Origin of the sequence: Methylobacterium sp. 174MFSha1.1 (assembly GCF_900116815.1) — a bacterium.
Classification (GTDB): domain Bacteria; phylum Pseudomonadota; class Alphaproteobacteria; order Rhizobiales; family Beijerinckiaceae; genus Methylobacterium.
In genome coordinates, this window is sequence record NZ_FPCB01000067.1 from 1 (window position 1) to 19,893 (window position 19,893).

The 19,893-nt window shown below is 67.0% G+C and carries 14 protein-coding genes and 1 tRNA gene; all 15 read right to left on the reverse strand.

Features of this window, described 5'->3' with window-relative positions:
* The coding region (locus BM430_RS32630; protein ID WP_244539770.1) for a GTP-binding protein at positions 1–227 on the reverse strand (227 nt) is incomplete at its 3' end.
* A 119-nt stretch (positions 228–346) separates the two neighbouring features.
* Positions 347–2,422 (reverse strand): elongation factor G, encoded by a 2,076-nt coding sequence (gene fusA, locus BM430_RS32635; protein ID WP_093571352.1) that lies wholly within the window; start codon positions 2,420–2,422, stop codon positions 347–349.
* A 57-nt stretch (positions 2,423–2,479) separates the two neighbouring features.
* Positions 2,480–2,950, reverse strand: coding sequence for a 30S ribosomal protein S7 (rpsG, locus tag BM430_RS32640; protein ID WP_093571353.1), 471 nt, complete (start codon positions 2,948–2,950; stop codon positions 2,480–2,482).
* A gap of 115 nt (positions 2,951–3,065) precedes the next feature.
* A complete protein-coding gene (gene rpsL, locus BM430_RS32645; protein ID WP_048429408.1) occupies positions 3,066–3,437 on the reverse strand; it encodes a 30S ribosomal protein S12 in 372 nt (123 codons plus the stop codon).
* Between the two features lie 449 nt (positions 3,438–3,886).
* The gene (rpoC, locus tag BM430_RS32650; protein ID WP_093571354.1) at positions 3,887–8,092 is read right to left on the reverse strand and encodes a DNA-directed RNA polymerase subunit beta'; all 4,206 of its coding nucleotides are present in this window, start codon (positions 8,090–8,092) and stop codon (positions 3,887–3,889) included.
* 132 nt (positions 8,093–8,224) lie between these two features.
* Positions 8,225–12,349, reverse strand: a complete 4,125-nt coding sequence (rpoB, locus tag BM430_RS32655) for a DNA-directed RNA polymerase subunit beta (protein WP_093571355.1) — start codon at positions 12,347–12,349, stop codon at positions 8,225–8,227.
* Between the two features lie 360 nt (positions 12,350–12,709).
* On the reverse strand, positions 12,710–13,087 hold the full coding sequence (rplL, locus tag BM430_RS32660) for a 50S ribosomal protein L7/L12 (RefSeq protein ID WP_093571356.1): 378 nt from the start codon (positions 13,085–13,087) through the stop codon (positions 12,710–12,712).
* Positions 13,088–13,138: 51 nt separating this feature from the next.
* Entirely contained in the window at positions 13,139–13,672 is a 534-nt protein-coding gene (gene rplJ, locus BM430_RS32665) for a 50S ribosomal protein L10 (protein WP_093571357.1), read from the reverse strand.
* A gap of 530 nt (positions 13,673–14,202) precedes the next feature.
* On the reverse strand, positions 14,203–15,816 hold the full coding sequence (locus BM430_RS32670; RefSeq protein ID WP_093571358.1) for a B12-binding domain-containing radical SAM protein: 1,614 nt from the start codon (positions 15,814–15,816) through the stop codon (positions 14,203–14,205).
* 187 nt (positions 15,817–16,003) lie between these two features.
* Positions 16,004–16,711, reverse strand: a complete 708-nt coding sequence (gene rplA / locus BM430_RS32675) for a 50S ribosomal protein L1 (protein WP_093571359.1) — start codon at positions 16,709–16,711, stop codon at positions 16,004–16,006.
* 12 nt (positions 16,712–16,723) lie between these two features.
* Positions 16,724–17,173 (reverse strand): 50S ribosomal protein L11, encoded by a 450-nt coding sequence (gene rplK, locus BM430_RS32680; protein WP_093571360.1) that lies wholly within the window; start codon positions 17,171–17,173, stop codon positions 16,724–16,726.
* Between the two features lie 181 nt (positions 17,174–17,354).
* The gene (gene nusG, locus BM430_RS32685) at positions 17,355–17,888 is read right to left on the reverse strand and encodes a transcription termination/antitermination protein NusG (protein ID WP_093571362.1); all 534 of its coding nucleotides are present in this window, start codon (positions 17,886–17,888) and stop codon (positions 17,355–17,357) included.
* Between the two features lie 67 nt (positions 17,889–17,955).
* The gene (secE, locus tag BM430_RS32690; RefSeq protein ID WP_093571361.1) at positions 17,956–18,264 is read right to left on the reverse strand and encodes a preprotein translocase subunit SecE; all 309 of its coding nucleotides are present in this window, start codon (positions 18,262–18,264) and stop codon (positions 17,956–17,958) included.
* 196 nt (positions 18,265–18,460) lie between these two features.
* Positions 18,461–18,537, reverse strand: a tRNA-Trp gene (locus tag BM430_RS32695).
* Between the two features lie 414 nt (positions 18,538–18,951).
* Positions 18,952–19,893 (reverse strand): elongation factor Tu (gene tuf / locus BM430_RS32700; RefSeq protein ID WP_093569166.1); only part of this gene is annotated, 942 nt, incomplete at its 5' end.

Sequence of the window (19,893 nt, forward strand, 5' to 3'; positions counted from 1 at the left end):
TGGCGGTTCGGGGTCTCGTACTCGACGTGGGCGGTCGAGATCGTGATGCCGCGCGCCTTCTCCTCCGGCGCCTTGTCGATCTGGTCGTACGCCGTGAACGTGGCGCCGCCCGACTCGGCCAGGACCTTCGTGATCGCCGCGGTCAGAGAGGTCTTGCCATGGTCAACGTGACCGATGGTGCCGATGTTGCAGTGCGGCTTCGTCCGCGAAAACTTTTCCTTGGCCATCGCCAAAACTCCGTCGATCGAATGCGTGCGTTTAGTCTTGGGGTGGTGCCCGCCGTGGCGGGCACCGAAGCTGCGAGCTGGCCTGGGATAAGGCCCAACTCATCAGGCGTCGTTTCGCCTTAGGCGTACTTGGCAACCACCTTCTCGGCCTCGCCGCGCGGGACCTCTTCGTAGTGGTCGAACTGCATCGTGAAGTTCGCGCGGCCCTGGGTGAAGGAGCGCAGCTGGTTCACGTAACCGAACATGTTGGCGAGCGGCACCATCGCGTTGATGACGTTGGCGTTGCCGCGCATGTCCTGACCCTGGATCTGGCCGCGCCGGGAGTTCAGGTCGCCGATGACCGAACCAGTATAGTCCTCCGGGGTCACGACCTCGACCTTCATCACCGGCTCGAGCAGCACCGAGCCGCCCTTCTGCAGGGCCTCGCGGAGCGCAGCCCGCGAGGCGATCTCGAAGGCCAGTGCCGAGGAGTCGACCTCGTGGTAGGCGCCGTCGACCAGCTCCACCTTGATGTCGACCACCGGGAAGCCCGCCAGGATGCCGGCGGTCAGCACGCTGTTGAGGCCCTTCTCGACGCCCGGGATGTACTCCTTGGGCACCGAGCCGCCGACGATCTTCGACTCGAAGGCGTAGCCGGCACCCGGCTCGTTCGGCTCGACCACGAACTTCACCCGCGCGAACTGGCCGGTACCACCGGTCTGCTTCTTGTGGGTGTAGTCGATCTCGGTCCGCTTGGTCAGCTTCTCCCGGTACGCGACCTGCGGCTGGCCGATATTGGCCTCGACCTTGTAGGTGCGCTTCAGGATGTCGACCTTGATGTCGAGGTGGAGCTCGCCCATCCCCTTCAGGATGGTCTGGCCCGACTCCTGGTCCGTGGAGACCCGGAAGGACGGATCTTCGGCGGCGAGCTTCGAGAGCGCGATGCCGAGCTTCTCCTGGTCCGCCTTGGACTTGGGCTCGACGGCGATCTCGATGACCGGCTCCGGGAACTCCATCTTCTCGAGGATCACGGCCTTGGTCGGGTCGCACAGCGTGTCGCCGGTGCGGGTGTCCTTGAGACCCGCGAGCGCCACGATGTCGCCGGCGAACGCCTCCTTGATGTCCTCGCGGTTGTTCGCGTGCATCAGGAGCATGCGGCCGACCCGCTCCTTCTTGTCGCGGGTCGAGTTGATGACGTTCGCGCCCGAGTCGATCTTGCCCGAATACACGCGGCAGAAGGTGATCGTGCCGACGTGGGGATCGTCCATGATCTTGAAGGCGAGCATGGAGAAGGGATCGGAGTCGAGCGGCCGGCGGACCACCTCCTCCTCAGTCTTGTAGTCGATGCCCTTGATCTCGCCGCGGTCGGCGGGAGACGGCAGGTAGTCGACAACGCCGTCGAGCAGAGGCTGCACGCCCTTGTTCTTGAACGCGGAGCCGCACATCACCGGGTGGAAGGCGCGGCGCTGCACCGCGGTCCGCACCAGCTTGCGCATGGTGTCCTCGTCCGGCTCGGTACCGTCGAGGTAGGCGGCCATCGCGTCGTCGTCCATCTCGACGCAGGCCTCGACGAGCTTGGTGCGGTACTCCGCAGCCTGGTCGGCGAGGTCGGCCGGGATCTCCTCCTCGGAGTAGTTGGCGCCGAGCGCCTCACCCGACCACACGATCGCCTTCATCTTGATCAGGTCGATCACGCCCTTGAAGGAGCTCTCGGCGCCGATCGGCAGCTGCAGGCACACCGGCTTGCCGGCGACGCGGTCGATGATGTCGGCCACGCACTTGAAGAAGTCGGCGCCGATCTTGTCCATCTTGTTGACGAACACGATGCGCGGCACGTCGTACTTGTCGGCCTGGCGCCACACCGTCTCGGTCTGCGGCTCGACGCCCTGGTTGCCGTCGAGCACGCAGACGGCGCCGTCGAGCACGCGGAGCGAGCGCTCCACCTCGATGGTGAAGTCGACGTGGCCGGGGGTGTCGATGATGTTCAGGCGCTTGTCGCGCCAGAAGCAGGTGGTCGCAGCCGAGGTGATCGTGATGCCACGCTCCTGCTCCTGCTCCATCCAGTCCATGGTGGCGGCGCCCTCATGGACCTCGCCGATCTTATGGGACTTGCCGGTGTAGTAGAGGATCCGCTCGGTCGTCGTGGTCTTGCCGGCATCGATGTGGGCCATGATGCCGAAGTTGCGGTAGTCCTCGATCGCGTGCGTGCGGGGCATCGGGGGGCTCCTGAAGAAGGGGGCCGCCGCACCCGGAGGGCGGCGGCGAAGCAGCGTTTACCAGCGATAGTGCGAGAACGCCCGGTTGGCCTCGGCCATCCGGTGGGTGTCCTCGCGCTTCTTCACGGCGTTGCCGCGGTTGTTGGCGGCGTCGAGCAGCTCGGCGGAGAGACGCTCGACCATGGTGCGGTCGTTGCGCGAGCGGGCGGCCTGGATCAGCCAGCGGATCGCCAGCGCCTGGCGGCGCTCGGTGCGGACCTCGACCGGGACCTGGTAGGTCGCGCCGCCGACGCGGCGGGAGCGGACTTCGATCGCCGGGGCGACGTTGTCGAGGGCGGCGCGGAACACCTCGATCGGGTTCGCCTTGGCGCGGGCCTCGATGATGTCGAACGCGCCGTAGACGATGCTCTCGGCGACCGACTTCTTGCCCTCGTACATCACCGAGTTCATGAACTTGGTGAGGACGATGTCGCCGTACTTGGCGTCGGGGATGATCTCGCGCTTCTCGGCGCTGTGGCGGCGGGACATCGCTCGCTCCGTTTAAGTTCTAAAAATCAACTGTTGTGCCCCACGCAGGCCGCCTGAGCCAAAGGCCGGCGGCATCCTTGCGGGACAGGCGATAAAGGTACCGGTCCGCGTCGACTTACTTCGGACGCTTGGCGCCGTACTTCGAGCGACGCTGCTTGCGGTTCTTGACGCCCTGGGTGTCGAGAACGCCGCGCAGGATGTGGTAGCGCACGCCCGGAAGATCCTTCACGCGGCCGCCGCGGATCATCACCACGGAGTGCTCCTGAAGGTTGTGACCCTCGCCCGGGATGTAGCCGATGACCTCGAAGCCGTTAGTCAGGCGAACCTTGGCGACCTTGCGGAGCGCCGAGTTCGGCTTCTTCGGGGTCGTGGTGTAGACGCGGGTGCAGACGCCGCGCTTCTGCGGGCAGGCATCGAGGGCCGGCACCTTGTTGCGGGCCTTCTGCGCCTTCCGCGGATTGGCGATCAGCTGGTTGATCGTCGGCATGCCATTCCTCTCGCAACGCATCGCCGTCCTGGCGACCGTCGTTTCGCAAAATCTCGTCTGAACGACCGTCGCTTCGGGAAGAAGCGCAACGCAAATCGCGCCCCAGGCTGAAACCAGCCTTTGGCGCGCCATGCGAGCAGAGGACCACCGGGGGCAAGGCCCCAGCGATCATGCCGGTCTGACACGTGTCAGTCGGTTGAAGTTCGGTCGCGTTTAGGAGACTTGGATCGAGGCACGAGGGGCACGTCGATCAGCTGTCGCCTACGGCCAGCCGTTCAGTAGGAGGGCCTATTACGGTCTCGTCCCGCGCCCGTCAAGCGGAAACTTTCCTTTAAAGCTTGGCTGCTTACGCGAAAAGGCCGGCGCCCCCGGATGGGAGCGCCGGCCTTTTTCCACGGGTCTTCCTCGGGTTCGGCGGGCGCTGGCGCCCGCCGTCGAGGCCCCCTGCCCTACTCGGCCGCCGGGAGATGCTCGGCCACCGCCGCGCCGCTCTCGGCCGACTTCTGGGCCATGATCAGCCCGTCGCGCCGGCGCGCGATGGACTTGATGTCGGAGATCATCGCGCCGGTACCCGCCGGGATCAGCGAGCCGACGATGACGTTCTCCTTGAGACCCTCGAGGTTGTCGACCTTGCCGTTGACCGCCGCCTCGGTGAGGACGCGGGTGGTCTCCTGGAACGAGGCCGCCGAGATGAACGAGCGGGTCTGCAGCGAGGCCTTGGTGATGCCGAGCAGGACGGGGACGCCCTGGATCGGCTTCTTGCCCTCGGCGAGCAGCTTCTCGTTGAACTCTGCCAGCTCCATCCGGTCGATCTGGTCGCCGGTCAGGATCTCGGAATCGCCGCCGTCGGTGATCTCCACCTTCTGCAGCATCTGCCGGACGATGACCTCGATGTGCTTGTCGTTGATCGACACGCCCTGCAGCCGGTAGACCTCCTGGATCTCGTTGACGAGGTAGGCGGCGAGCTCCTCGACGCCCTTGATCGCCAGGATGTCGTGCGGTGCCGGGTTGCCGTCGACGATGAAGTCGCCGAGCTCGACCACGTCGCCGTCCTGCAGGTGGATGTGCTTGCCCTTCGGGATCAGGTACTCCACCGGCTCCGAGCCGTCATGCGGGGTCAGGCTCAGGCGGCGCTTGTTCTTGTAGTCGCGCCCGAACGAGATCGTGCCGGACTTCTCGGCGATGATCGCCGCATCCTTCGGCCGGCGCGCCTCGAACAGCTCCGCCACCCGCGGCAGACCGCCGGTGATGTCGCGGGTCTTGGCGCTGTCGGTCGAGACGCGGGCGAGGATGTCGCCGGCCTTGACCCGGGTGCCCGGATCGACGCCGATGATCGCCTCGACCGGCAGGATCGAGCGGGCATCCGAGCCGCGCGGCAGCTTCTGCACCCGGCCGTTCTGGTCGTGGACCGCGATCGCCGGACGCAGGTCCGCCGTCCGCGCCGAGCCGCGCCAGTCGATGACGACGCGCTTGGCGATGCCGGTCGACTCGTCGGTCGTCTCGGTGATCGACTGGCCGTCGATCAGGTCCTCGTAGGCCACGATGCCGTCGATCTCGGTCAGGATCGGCCTTGTGTAGGGATCCCACTCGGCGATGCGCTGGCCGCGCTTGATCGCGTCACCCTCGTCGACCCGGACGCGGGCACCGTATTGCAGGCGGTGGACCGCCCGCTCGGTGCCGTCCGGCCCGACGATCACGACCGCGACGTTGCGGCCGATGGCGACGAGGTCGCCGTCCGAGTTGCGGGCCAGACCGCGGTTGCGGATCTTGACCGTGCCCTCGAAGCTCGACTCGATGAAGGACGAGTCGGCGATCTGGGCCGCGCCGCCGATGTGGAAGGTGCGCATCGTGAGCTGGGTGCCCGGCTCTCCGATCGACTGCGCCGCGATGACGCCGACGGCCTCGCCCATGTTGACGGGCGTGCCGCGGGCGAGGTCGCGCCCGTAGCAGGTGGCGCAGACGCCGTTCCGGGTCGCGCAGACCAGGACCGAGCGGATCTTCACCTCCTGGATGCCGGCCTTGGTGATCGGCTCGAGGTGCTTCTCCTCGATCGTCTCGCCCTTGGCGACGATGATCGTGCCGTCATTGGCGACCAGGTCCTCAGCCGTGGCGCGGCCGAGGATGCGGGTCGCCAGCGAGGCCACGACCTGGCCGGCATCGATGATCGCGCGCATGCGGATGCCGCTCTCGGTGCCGCAATCCACCTCGCGGATCACCGCGTCCTGCGCCACGTCGACGAGGCGGCGGGTCAGGTAGCCGGAGTTCGCGGTCTTGAGCGCGGTGTCGGCGAGGCCCTTGCGGGCGCCGTGCGTCGAGTTGAAGTACTCGAGCACGTCCAGGCCTTCCTTGAAGTTCGAGATGATCGGGGTCTCGATGATCTCGCCCGAGGGCTTGGCCATCAGACCGCGCATCGCCGCGAGCTGCTTCATCTGCGCCGGCGAGCCACGGGCGCCCGAGTGGCTCATCATGTAGATCGAGTTGACCTGCTTGTCGGCGCCGTGCTCGTCCTTCTGCACGGACGAGATGCGGTTCATCATCTCGCCGGCGAGACGGTCGGAGCACTTGGCCCAGGCGTCCACGACCTTGTTGTACTTCTCGCCCTGGGTGATCAGGCCGTCTTGGTACTGCTGCTCGTAATCTTTCACGAGCGAGCGCGTCTCATCGACGATCGACCACTTGTTGTCCGGCACCACCATGTCGTCCTTGCCGAACGAGATGCCGGCGCGGAAGGCGTGGATGAAGCCGAGACCCATGATCCGGTCGCAGAAGATCACCGACTCCTTCTGACCGCAATGGCGGTAGACGGTGTCGATCATCGCCGAGATCTCCTTCTTCGTCATCAGCTTGTTGACGACGTCGAAGGGGACGCGCTTGTGGCGCGGGAGCACGCTCGACAGGATCACCCGGCCCGGCGTGGTGTCGTAGATCCGGGAGACCTCGTTCCCGTCGGAATCGAGGCCCTTCCAGCGCCACTTGATCTTGGTGTGCAGCGTGACGGTGCGGGCCGCGAGCGCATGCTCGAGCTCGCCGAAATCGCCGAACACGCCCTTCATCGGGTTTTTCGGGTCGTTCGGCTTGTGCTCACCCGGCGAGCCATCGGCGACGATCGACAGGTAGTACAGGCCGAGCACGATGTCCTGCGACGGCACGATGATCGGCGCGCCGTTCGCCGGGTGCAGGATGTTGTTCGTCGACATCATCAGGACGCGCGCTTCCAGCTGCGCTTCCAGCGACAGCGGAACGTGCACGGCCATCTGGTCGCCGTCGAAGTCGGCGTTGAACGCGGCGCAGACCAGCGGGTGCAGCTGGATCGCCTTGCCCTCGATCAGCTTCGGCTCGAAGGCCTGGATGCCGAGGCGGTGCAGCGTCGGCGCCCGGTTCAGCATGACGGGATGCTCGCGGATCACTTCGTCCAGGATGTCCCAGACCTCCGGCTTCTCCTTCTCGACGAGCTTCTTCGCCTGCTTCACCGTGGCCGAGAAGCCCTTGGCGTCGAGGCGCGCGTAGATGAACGGCTTGAACAGCTCGAGCGCCATCTTCTTCGGCAGCCCGCACTGGTGCAGCTTCAGCTCGGGGCCGACCACGATGACCGAGCGGCCGGAATAGTCGACGCGCTTGCCGAGCAGGTTCTGGCGGAACCGGCCCTGCTTGCCCTTCAGCATGTCGGCGAGCGACTTCAGCGGGCGCTTGTTGGCGCCCGTGATGACGCGGCCGCGCCGTCCGTTGTCGAACAGCGCGTCGACCGCCTCCTGCAGCATCCGCTTCTCGTTGCGGATGATGATGTCCGGCGCGCGCAGCTCGATCAGCCGCTTGAGGCGGTTGTTGCGATTGATGACGCGCCGGTAGAGGTCGTTGAGGTCCGAGGTCGCGAAGCGGCCGCCGTCGAGCGGGACGAGCGGGCGCAGGTCCGGCGGGATCACCGGCACGACGGTCAGGATCATCCACTCGGGCCGGTTGCCCGACATCTGGAACGCCTCGATGATCTTGAGGCGCTTCAGCAGCTTCTTGGGCTTCAGCTCGGAGGTGGTGGTGGCGATCTCCTCGCGCAGGTCGGCCGCGATCTTGTCGAGGTCGAGCTCCTGCAGGATGCGCCGGATCGCCTCCGCGCCGATCATGGCGGTGAAGCTGTCCTCGCCGTACTCCTCCTGTGCGCGCAGGTACTCCTCCTCCGACAGGAGCTGACGCTCCTTCAGGGGGGTGAGGCCCGGCTCGATGACGACGTAGGACTCGAAGTACAGGATGCGCTCGAGGTCCTTGAGCGCCATGTCGAGCAGCAGGCCGATGCGGCTCGGCAGCGACTTCAGGAACCAGATATGGGCGACGGGCGCGGCGAGCTCGATATGGCCCATGCGGTCGCGACGCACCCGCGCGAGGGTCACCTCGACGCCGCACTTCTCGCAGATCACGCCCTTGTACTTCATGCGCTTGTACTTGCCGCACAAGCACTCGTAGTCCTTGATCGGCCCGAAGATCCGGGCACAGAACAAGCCGTCACGCTCGGGCTTGAACGTACGGTAATTGATGGTCTCGGGCTTCTTGATCTCGCCGTAGGACCAGGACAGGATCTTCTCAGGCGACGAGATCGAGATCTTGATCTGGTCGAAGCTCTGAGGCTGAGCCTGCTGGTTGAAAAGATTCATGACCTCTTGGTTCATGATCTGCTCCTTGGCTGACGGGGCGCCACGAAGGGCCGGGCCGGGACCGCCGTCTGATGAAACGGGTTTCGGCGGCCGGGGCCCTCGCGCTGAGGGCCCCGCCGCCGTCGTCAGGTTGGGATCGGGACGAGCTTACTCGGCCGCCTCGGGAGGCGCCTCGAGCTGGTCGTTGGCGGCACGCTTGGAGGACAGCAGCTCGACGTTGAGGCCGAGCGACCGCATCTCCTTCACCAGCACGTTGAAGCTCTCCGGGATGCCCGCCTCGAAGGTGTCGTCGCCGCGCACGATGGCCTCGTAGACCTTGGTGCGGCCGGCGACGTCGTCGGACTTCACCGTCAGCATCTCCTGCAGCGTGTAGGCGGCACCGTAGGCTTCGAGGGCCCACACCTCCATCTCGCCGAAGCGCTGGCCGCCGAACTGCGCCTTGCCGCCCAGGGGCTGCTGGGTGACGAGCGAGTACGGACCGATCGAGCGCGCGTGGATCTTGTCGTCCACCAGGTGGTGCAGCTTCAGCATGTAGATGTAGCCGACCGTGACCTTGCGGTCGAAGGGCTCGCCGGTGCGCCCGTCATAGAGCGTCGACTGGCCCGAACGGTCGAGACCCGCCATCTCCAGCATCGTTTCGATGTCGGCTTCCTTGGCGCCGTTGAACACCGGGGTGGCCATCGGGACGCCACGGCGCAGGTTGTTGCCGACCTCGGCGAGATCCTGGTCGGTCAGGCCGGCCAGTTCGGTCTCGCTGTAGATCGCCTTCATGCGCTCGCGCAGGGGCTCGATGTCGTGGGTGCGCAGATACGCGTCCACGGCCTGCGAGACCTGCCGGCCCAGGCCCGCGGCGGCCCAGCCCAGATGCGTCTCGAGGATCTGGCCGACATTCATCCGGCTCGGCACGCCGAGCGGGTTGAGCACGATGTCGGCGTGCGTGCCGTCCTCCAGGAACGGCATGTCCTCGATCGGCACGATGCGCGAGACCACGCCCTTGTTGCCGTGCCGGCCCGCCATCTTGTCGCCGGGCTGGATCTTGCGCTTCACCGCCACGAAGACCTTGACCATCTTCATGACGCCGGGAGGCAACTCGTCGCCGCGCTGCAGCTTCTCGACCTTGTCGAGGAAGCGCTGCTCGAGGCGCTTCTTCGACTCGTCGTACTGCTTCTGCATCGCCTCCATCTCGGTCATGAGACGGTCTTCGACGACGGCGAACTGCCACCATTGCGAGCGGGGGTAATCCGCCAGGAGCTCACGGGTGAGCGTGGTCTCCTTCCGGAAGCCCTTCGGGCCGGCGACTGGCGACTGGCCGACCAGCAGGTCGCCCAGACGCGCATAGGTGTTGCGGTCGAGGATCGCCTGCTCGTCGTCCCGGTCCTTGGCGAGACGCTCGATCTCCTCGCGCTCGATGGCTTGCGCGCGCTCGTCCTTGTCGACGCCGTGGCGGTTGAACACCCGGACCTCGACGATCGTGCCGGTGACGCCCGGCGGCACCCGCAAGCTGGTGTCGCGCACGTCCGAGGCCTTCTCGCCGAAGATGGCGCGGAGAAGCTTCTCCTCCGGCGTCATCGGGCTCTCGCCCTTCGGGGTGATCTTGCCGACCAGGATGTCGCCCGCGTGGACCTCGGCGCCGATATAGACGATGCCGGCCTCGTCGAGGTTCTTGAGCGCCTCCTCCGAGACGTTCGGGATGTCGCGGGTGATCTCCTCCGGCCCGAGCTTGGTGTCGCGGGCCATCACCTCGAATTCCTCGATGTGGATCGAGGTGAACACGTCATCCTTCACGATCCGCTCGGAGAGCAGGATCGAATCCTCGAAGTTGTAGCCGTTCCACGGCATGAACGCGACGAGCACGTTGCGGCCGAGCGCGAGCTCGCCGAACTCGGTCGAGGGACCGTCGGCGATGATGTCGCCCTTCTTCACCACGTCGCCGACGCGCACGAGCGGCTTCTGGGTGATGCAGGTCGACTGGTTCGAGCGCTGGAACTTCTGCAGCCGGTAGATGTCGACGCCGGGCTTCGAGGCGTCGGCCTCGTCGGTGGCGCGGATGACGATACGGGTCGCGTCGACCTGGTCGATGATGCCCGCGCGCCGGGCGCCGATGGCGGCACCCGAATCACGCGCGACCACCGCCTCCATGCCGGTGCCGACGAAGGGCGCGTCGGCGCGAACCAGCGGCACCGCCTGGCGCTGCATGTTCGAGCCCATCAGCGCGCGGTTGGCGTCGTCGTTCTCAAGGAACGGGATCAGCGCCGCGGCGACCGACACGAGCTGCTTCGGCGACACGTCCATCAGGTCGACCCGCTCGGGGCCGACGACGATCACCTCGCCCGCCCGCCGGCAGACCACGAGGTCCTCCGTGAGCTTGCGGTTCTTGTCCATCTGCGCGTTGGCCTGGGCGACGTGGTACTTCGCCTCCTCCATCGCCGACAGGTAGGCGACCTCGTCCGTGACCACGCCGTCGCGCACGCGCCGGAACGGGGTCTCGATGAAGCCGTACTTGTTGACGCGCGCGAAGGTGGCGAGCGAGTTGATCAGGCCGATGTTCGGGCCTTCCGGCGTCTCGATCGGGCAGATGCGGCCGTAATGCGTCGGGTGCACGTCGCGCACCTCGAAGCCGGCGCGCTCGCGGGTCAGACCGCCCGGGCCGAGGGCCGAGAGGCGGCGCTTGTGCGTCACCTCGGAGAGCGGGTTGGTCTGGTCCATGAACTGCGACAGCTGCGACGAGCCGAAGAACTCGCGCACGGCGGCCGCCGCGGGCTTCGCGTTGATCAGGTCCTGCGGCATCACGGTATCGATGTCGACCGACGACATCCGCTCCTTGATGGCGCGCTCCATGCGCAGGAGGCCCAGGCGGTACTGGTTCTCCATCAGCTCGCCGACCGAGCGCACCCGGCGGTTGCCGAGATGGTCGATGTCGTCGATCTCGCCCTTGCCGTCGCGCAGGTCGACCAGCGCCTTGACGACCGCCAGCATGTCCTCGCGGCGCAGGGTCCGCACGGTGTCCGCCGCATCGAGGTCGAGGCGCATGTTCATCTTCACCCGGCCGACGGCCGAGAGGTCGTAGCGCTCCGCGTCGAAGAACAGCGAGTGGAACATTGCCTCGGCGGTGTCGAGGGTCGGCGGCTCGCCCGGGCGCATCACCCGGTAGATGTCGAACAGCGCACCCTCGCGGGCCGAGTTCTTGTCGACCGCCAGCGTGTTGCGGATGTAGGGACCGATGTTGACGTGGTCGATGTCGAGGACCGGGATCTCCTCGATGCCGACGTCGGTCAGGCCCTTGAGGACCTTCTCGCTGATCTCGTCGCCGGCCTCGGCGTAGATCTCGCCGGTCTTGTAGTTGACCATGTCCTCGGCGATGTACTGGCCGATCAGGTCCTCGTCGGTCGCACGCAGGGCCTTCGTGCCCTTCTCGGCGATCTGGCGGGCGGTGCGGGCGGTCAGCTTCTTGCCGGTCTCCAGCACCACCTCGCCCGAATCGGCGTCGATCAGGTCGCTCGAGGCCTTGAAGCCCTTCAGCCGCTCGGCGTCGTAGGGCACGCGCCAATCGCCCCCGTCACGGCTATACGTGACGCGGTTGTAGAACGTCGACAGGATCTCCTCGCCGTCGAGGCCGAGCGCGAAGAGCAGCGAGGTGACGGGGATCTTGCGCTTGCGGTCGATGCGCGCGTGCACGATGTCCTTGGCGTCGAACTCGACGTCGAGCCAGGAGCCGCGATACGGGATGATGCGCGCGGCGAACAGCAGCTTGCCCGAGGAGTGGGTCTTGCCCTTGTCGTGGTCGAAGAACACGCCCGGCGAGCGGTGCATCTGCGAGACGATGACGCGCTCGGTGCCGTTGACGATGAAGGTGCCGTTCTCCGTCATCAGGGGCATGTCGCCCATGTAGACGTCCTGCTCCTTGATGTCCTTGACCGACTTGGCGCCGGTATCGGGATCGACATCGAACACGATCAGCCGCAGGGTCACCTTCAGCGGGGCGGCGAAGGTGATGCCGCGCTGGCGGCACTCGTCGACGTCGTATTTCGGCTGCTCGAAGGTGTACTTGACGAACTCGAGGAGCGCGGTCGAGGAGAAGTCGGAGATCGGGAAGACGGACTTGAAGACCGATTGCAGGCCCTCGTCGGCGCGCCCGCCCTCGGGCTCGTCCACCATCAGGAACTGGTCGTAGGACGCCTTCTGGACCTCGATGAGGTTCGGCATCTCGGCGACTTCCCGAATCTTGCCGAAGAACTTGCGAATGCGCTTGCGACCGACCAGCGTGTTGGCCATGGGTTGACCTCGCTCCTCATCCACCGCTTATACGGCTCCGGTGGGACGCCGGCCGAATCGAGCCGGCATCAGACCTGCCTGGAACCGCGCGGACCGCCCGTGCACCGGCCGCCCGCAACCTTCGAAAACCTATATGGTGATCCGTACCCCGGATCCCGAGGGGGTGCGCCAAGTGTCCCTCATGAAACTCCCGATCGCCGTCGTCGCTCGCTTGTGGCCTCGTCGGCGCAGCGGGAGTTTCATGAGAAGCACTTGAAGCGACCATAGCCCGCGAGCGCGAGGCCCGCGGGCTGGTGGCCCCGGACCCCGGCCGAAGCCCGGGTCCGGAGCACGAGGCGGGCCGGACGGCCCGCCATCGCCTTACTTGAGCTCGACCTTGGCGCCGGCCTTCTCGAGCTGGGCCTTGAGCTTGGCGGCGTCGTCCTTGGACACGCCCTCCTTGATCGGCTTCGGAGCGCCCTCGACCAGGTCCTTGGCCTCCTTGAGGCCGAGGCCGGTGATCGCGCGGACCTCCTTGATGACCTCGATCTTCTTGTCGCCGGCCGAAGCCAGGACAACGGTGAACTCGGTCTGCTCCTCGGCGGCCGGGGCAGCGGCGCCACCGGCCGGGCCGGCGGCGACGGCGACGGCGGCAGCGGCCGAGACGCCCCACTTCTCCTCGAGCATCTTCGCGAGCTCGGCGGCCTCGAGAACGGTCAGCGAGGACAGGTCGTCGACGAGCTTGGCAAGATCAGCCATTTTTCACTTCCTGATGTTGTCGGTTTGAACGGTTTGGTCTCGAACAGCCCGTTAGGCCGCTTCGTCGGTCTGGGCGTCGCCGGTCGCGGCATAGGCCCCGAACACGCGCGCGAGCTTGGCGGCCGGCGCGTTGACGACCTGAGCGATCTTGGTCGCGGGAGCCTGGACCAGGCCCACGATCTTGGCGCGCAGTTCGTCGAGGGACGGCAGCGAGGCCAGGGCCTTCACGCCGTCCGGGTTCAGGGCGGTCGTCCCCATGGCTCCGCCGAGGATGACCAGCTTCTCGTTGGCCTTGGCGAAGTCCACCGCCACCTTGGCGGCCGCGACCGGATCGCTCGAATAGGCGAGCAGGGTCGGGCCCTTCAGGAGGGGCTGAATGGAGGCGACGTCCGTGCCTTCGAGAGCGATGTTGGCGAGGCGGTTCTTCGCGACCTTCACGGTGGCGCCGGCCTGCTTCATCTGCGAGCGCAGCTTCTGCATGTCGGCGACCGTGAGGCCCTTGTAGTGGGCCACGACGACGACGGAGGTGTTCGCGAACACCCCGTTGAGCGTCGCGACGAGATCAGCTTTTGCTGCTCTGTCCACCTTGGCTCTCTCCGGTTGGCGGAACCCGGATGGGCCCCGCCGGTTGCAGTTGCCGCCCAGGATGAGCCGGGGCCTTCGTGAAAAGACCGCGACGTCCTGAACGACGCTTCACGGCCCTGCCCCCGATGCCAAGGACCTGACGGCCCCTCGCCTCGGGCGAGATGGTTCAAACCGACGCCCCGCAGGCCCGGGAAGGCCAGGGGGCGGTGAAATTCGGTCTTCCCCGTCTGTGCAGGCTTTGCGGTTTAAGCCGGCGGATGCCGGCGCCTGCAGTCTCGGACAGGACATGGCCGGACGGGGCGCGAGGGGTTGCCCCCTGAGCCCTTCCGGCCACTTTGGTCACCCGGTCGCCCGGGGACCTCTCTCCAGGACCGGCCGGGCGGCCGAATCCTTTCGATCTCGGAAACGTGGAGCCGGGTCTATAGCGGGGTGCAAACAGCCTGCCAAGTGCCCGGACGGAGGAAATTCGGTCGCAGGGGCCGAATTCCCGTCAGAGCCTCCGGCTCACGCCTCCTGCGGGGCTCTTCGACTCACGCAGCCTGCCGGGCCCCTCCCCTCGCCGCGGCTTCCGCCTTCGCCTTGTCCTGCGCGGCGTAGAACGAGGCGTTGTGCTCGCCGCGCAGGGCCTCGCGGGTGAAGCGGATCAGGTGGTGGGCGACGAAGCCCATGTTGAACACCGCCTCGATCTGCCCGCGCTTGAGGGCGTAGGCCGCCGCGCGCCAGAATGGCTTGCGGTAGTCGGAGAACAGCCCGACCCGAGTGACGATGTTGAAGCCGAGGATCAGCCCGCGGCGCAGGTTGGTCAGGGTCAGCTTGCCCGAAGTCGGCGTGGTGATCCGGTGCGGGTAGGTCACGTCGCACTGGCGCTTGAAGCGCTCGAACAGCTGCTCGGGCGAGTAGGCATGGGCGATGGCCCGACGCCAGGATTTCACCACGTCGTCGTGCGGGCGCTTGAACAGCACGTTCGATTCGAGGCTGGCATCGTGGACGAGCCGTCCCTCCCGCTCCAGCCGGTCCCAGAGCGGGGTCTTGGGCAGCGCCTGGAGCAGGTTGATGGTGAGAACCGGAATCGCCGACCGGTCGATGAAGTCGATCAGGTTCTGCTCGGACTTGTCGGTGTCGCTGTCGAGGCCGAGGATGATGCCGGAGGTCACCTCCAGCCCGTAGGAGTTCAGGGTCTCGATCGCCTCGTACATCGGCACGGCGGCGTTGTGGGTCTTGTCGATTCCCTTCAGCGCGTCGGCCTCCGGGGTCTCGATGCCGACGAACACGGTCATGAAGTTGGCCTGGCGCATCAGCTCGAGGATCTCGGGCTGCTTGGCCATGTTCAGCGTCGCCTCGCAGGCGAACTGGAGGGGGAAGTTGTTCCGCTTCTGCCACTCCACCAGGTGCGGCAGCATCTCCCGCGTCGCCTTGCGGTTGCCGATGAAGTTGTCGTCGACGAAGTAGACCACTGCCGGGTGGGCCGCTTGCGCCACGATGGCGTCGAGCTCGGCGCAGAGCTGCTCGGGGGTCTTCAGGCGCGGCTGGCGGCCGTAGAGCTGCGGGATGTCGCAGAACTCGCAGCGATAGGGGCAGCCGGAGGAGAATTGCAGCGAGCCGATGAGGTAGCGCTTGAGCGGCACGCGCTCGTAGGCCGGGGCCGGGAAATCGGACAGGGCGAGGCGGTCCGTGGTCTCGAACCGCTCCGGCTCGGACGGGACCGCGACCGTGTCGTCGAGGCGCCGGATCAGCGCGTCGGTGGCGTCGCCGATCTCGCCGATATGGAGGTAATCGAAATCGGGGTACTTCTCCGGCGCGCCGGAGACGGAAGGCCCGCCGAGCACCGCGACCTTGCCGGCGGCATGCGCCCGCCGGCCGATCTCGTGGATCTGGCCCTCCTGGATGTGCATGCCTGACACGAACACCGCGTCGGCCCAGGTGAAATCGTCGGGCGTCGCCCGAGCGATGTTCTCGTCGATGAACCGCACCTCCCATGCCTCCGGCATGTAGGCGGCGATCACCAGGAGCCCCTGCGGCGGCATGAAGGCCTTCACGCCGCCCATCAGCGGATAGGCGTGCGAGAAGGTGCCGAAGGACGGCGTGTAGGCGGGGAAGACGCAGAGGATGCGTCGCGAGGAGGAGACCGGGACGGTGCTGCGCATGGGGACGTATCTAGCACAGCGTCGCCGGAAGGCTGCCCCGTCGCGTCGGGTTTTCGCTGCGCTGCGGAGCTACGCCGGAGATCGTAATGCCGCTACGTCAGAAGTCCGACACACCCTCCAACGCGAAGCGCCCGGTCCGTTGCCGGACCGGGCGCTTCATCGTGTCATCGCGACAGTCGCGTCGGCGTCAGGCGCCGGCGGCGACCAGCACGCTCGAGGGATCGACCTTCACGCCCGGGCCCATCGTCGAGGAGACGGCGATGCGCTGGATGTAGGTGCCCTTGGCGCCGGCGGGCTTCGCCTTCGCCACCGCGTCGGCGAAGGCGCGGATGTTCTCGACGATCTTCTGCTCGTCGAACGAGACCTTGCCGATACCGGCGTGGACGATGCCCGCCTTCTCGACGCGGAACTCGACCGAGCCGCCCTTGGCGCCGGCGACGGCGCCCTTCACGTCCATGGTGACGGTGCCGACCTTCGGGTTCGGCATCAGGCCGCGCGGGCCCAGCACCTTACCGAGGCGGCCGACCAGCGGCATCATGTCCGGGGTGGCGATGCAGCGATCGAAGTCGATCGTGCCGCCCTGGATCGTCTCGAGCAGGTCCTCGGCCCCGACGATGTCGGCGCCGGCGGCCCGGGCCTCGTCGGCCTTCGGGCCGCGGGCGAACACCGCCACCCGCACGGTCCGGCCGGAGCCGTTCGGCAGGTTGCAGACGCCGCGGACCATCTGGTCGGCGTGGCGGGGGTCGACGCCGAGATTCATCGAGACCTCGAAGGTCTCGTCGAACTTGGCCTTGGCCCGCTCCTTGATCAGCTTCACCGCCTCGTCGAGGGGGTAGAGCTTGGTGACCGCGATGCCCTCGCGGGCGGCGCGGATGCGCTTGCCTGTCTGTGCCATGTCGCCCTCCCCTTACGCGGTGATCTCGAGGCCCATGGCGCGGGCGGAGCCGCGGATCATGGCGACGGCGGAATCGACCGAATCGCAGTTCAGGTCGGGCATCTTCTTCTCGGCGATCTCGCGGATCTGCGCCTCGGACACCTTGCCGGCGGGCGCGCCCTTGCCGGGGGTCTTCGAGCCGGAGGCCGGCTTCTTGCCGATCTTCAGGCCGGCGGCCTTCTTGAGGAAGAAGGAGACCGGGGGCTGCTTCATCTCGAAGGTGAAGGAACGGTCCTGATACGCGGTGATGATCACCGGGATCGGGGTGCCCTTCTCGATCTGCGAGGTCTTCGCGTTGAAGGCCTTGCAGAATTCCATGATGTTGAGGCCGCGCTGACCGAGCGCGGGACCGATCGGCGGCGACGGATTGGCGGCGCCGGCCGGGACCTGAAGCTTCACGTAGCCCGTGATCTTCTTCGCCATGGGACTGCTCCCAGAATAGCCCTACTGACTTGAGGGCGGTTGCAGGTCGCGGTGCGGCCCGGGCTCCCGGAGGCGGTTCCGGGCGGGCCTTCCGCGGGTGAGAGGCGGTCTTCTGGGAACGACGAAGACGAGGCGCGCTGTCGCGCCCCGCGCCGTTCTCAGGAGTTTCCGCCGGTGACGATCAGAGCTTCTCAACCTGACCGTATTCGAGTTCGACCGGGGTAGCCCGGCCGAAGATGGAGACCGCCACCTTGAGGCGGGAGCGGCTCTCGTCGACTTCCTCGACGACGCCGTTGAAGGACGCGAAGGGGCCGTCCGCGACGCGGACCTGCTCGCCGACCTCGTAGGCGATCGAGGCCTTCGGGCGGTCGGTGCCTTCCTGGACCTGGCCCTTGATGCGCTCGGCCTCGGCATCCGGGATCGGCACCGGCTTCGACTTATCGGCGCCCAGGAAGCCCGTGACCTTCGGGGTGTTCTTGATGAGGTGGTAGACCTCGTCGGTGAGGTCGCACTTCACCAGCACGTAGCCGGGGAAGAACTTGCGCTCGGCATCGACCTTGCGGCCGCGGCGCACCTCCACGACCTTCTCGGTCGGGACCATGACCTCGTCGAACTTCTCCGTCAGGCCGCGCTGCGCCGCCTGGTCCTTGATCGACTGCGCGACCTTGTTCTCGAAGTTCGAATAGGCGTGGACGATGTACCAGCGCTTCGACACGGCGTTCACTCCAATCCGGCGGCGGCCCCGATTCCTGGGCCGGCTCTGCCGGGTCTTGACGGCCCGATCAGGCCCCGATGCCCAGCACCAGCGTCACGGCGTAGCGCAGGACCTGGTCGACGACGGTGAAGAACACGCTCGCCACCACCACCATGACGAAGACCATCAGGGTGGTGACCAGGGTCTCCTTGCGGGTCGGCCAGGTGACCTTCCGGCCCTCGTCGCGCACCTGCTGCAGGAACTCGAACGGGCCGACGCGCTTCTGCGCCGGACGCGCGGGCGGCGTCGGCGAGGCACCGCCGCCGCGGGTGGGCGGAGTGCTGCGGGAGGCGTTGCGCCCGAGGTCCATCTTCTTCGTCGCTTCGTTCGATGCCATGGCTCGGACAACCGATGCGCTCGAAACCAACGGCGGCCGGCAGGCTGAAGGATCACCCCCGGCCCGCATCGCCGCCTGTTCGATCTGGGATGGGCGCAGCGTCTAGCGCAGTTGCGTGCGCTTGTCGACTGGCCCGGACGGATTGTTACGGAGGTCTGCCGGCTTTCGCTGGAGGCTCCGGTCGGCTCGCGGTCTCTGGCAGGAGTGGAGGGACTCGAACCCCCAACCCCCGGTTTTGGAGACCGGTGCTCTGACCAGTTGAGCTACACTCCTGCAGCGCCGCGGCGCGAGTGCTCTGTAGCCGGATCGCCGGTCCGGATGCAAGCGGAATGTCGCGACCGGATCGGACCCGTCGATCGGGCGGCCGGGCTCGCTCCTGCGGGACGGCCCAGCGCCGACGGGATGCGTGGCCCAGGGGCACTCCCATCATCCGGATGCGGAGGTCGGGCGCGGTTTCTGACAGGGGTGCAGACGATGCGAGGGCAGGCGAGCGCCTGAACAAGCGGCCAGTAGCGCCTCGCCCGCCCGCGGCCTTCGAGGCCCGCTTCGTGGGTGCTTCAGGATGAGGTCGTCGTTGGGAGTGGGGCGAGACCATCGAGGGAGCGCCGAGAATGCAAAAGGGGCGGGCGCCGCGCGGCACCCGCCCCTCAACTTGCGTCCGGCGCCGTTCCCGGCTCCGGGTCCGACTTACTCGGTGATGGAGGCGACGACGCCGGCGCCGACGGTGCGGCCGCCCTCGCGGATGGCGAAGCGCAGCTTCTCCTCCATCGCGATCGGAACGATCAGCGTCACGTCCATCGTCACGTTGTCGCCCGGCATCACCATCTCGGTGCCCTCGGGCAGCTGGCACACGCCCGTCACGTCCGTCGTCCGGAAGTAGAACTGCGGACGGTAGTTCGTGAAGAACGGCGTGTGGCGGCCGCCCTCCTCCTTCGTCAGGATGTAGGCTTCCGCCTTGAACTTCGTGTGCGGCTTCACCGAACCCGGCTTGCACACCACCTGACCGCGCTCGACGTCCTCGCGCTTCGTGCCGCGCAGAAGAACGCCGACGTTGTCGCCAGCCTGCCCCTGGTCCAGAAGCTTGCGGAACATCTCGACGCCGGTCACCGTCGTCGTCGTCGTCGCGCGGATGCCCACGATCTCCACCGACTCGCCGACCTTCACGATCCCGCGCTCGACGCGACCCGTCACCACCGTGCCGCGGCCAGAGATCGAGAACACGTCCTCGATCGGCATCAGGAACGGCAGGTCGATCGGACGCTCCGGCTGCGGGATGTAGGCGTCCACCGTCTTCATCAGCTCGAGGATCGCCTCGTGGCCGATCTTCGGCTCGCGGTTCTCCAGCGCGCACAACGCCGAGCCCTTGGTGATCGGGATGTCGTCACCCGGGAAGTCGTACTTCGAGAGAAGCTCGCGCACCTCGAGCTCGACCAGCTCCAGAAGCTCCGGATCGTCGACCATGTCGACCTTGTTCATGAACACCACCAGCGCCGGAACGCCGACCTGGCGGGCGAGCAGGATGTGCTCGCGGGTCTGCGGCATCGGGCCGTCGGCCGCCGACACGACCAGGATCGCGCCGTCCATCTGCGCGGCGCCCGTGATCATGTTCTTCACGTAGTCGGCGTGCCC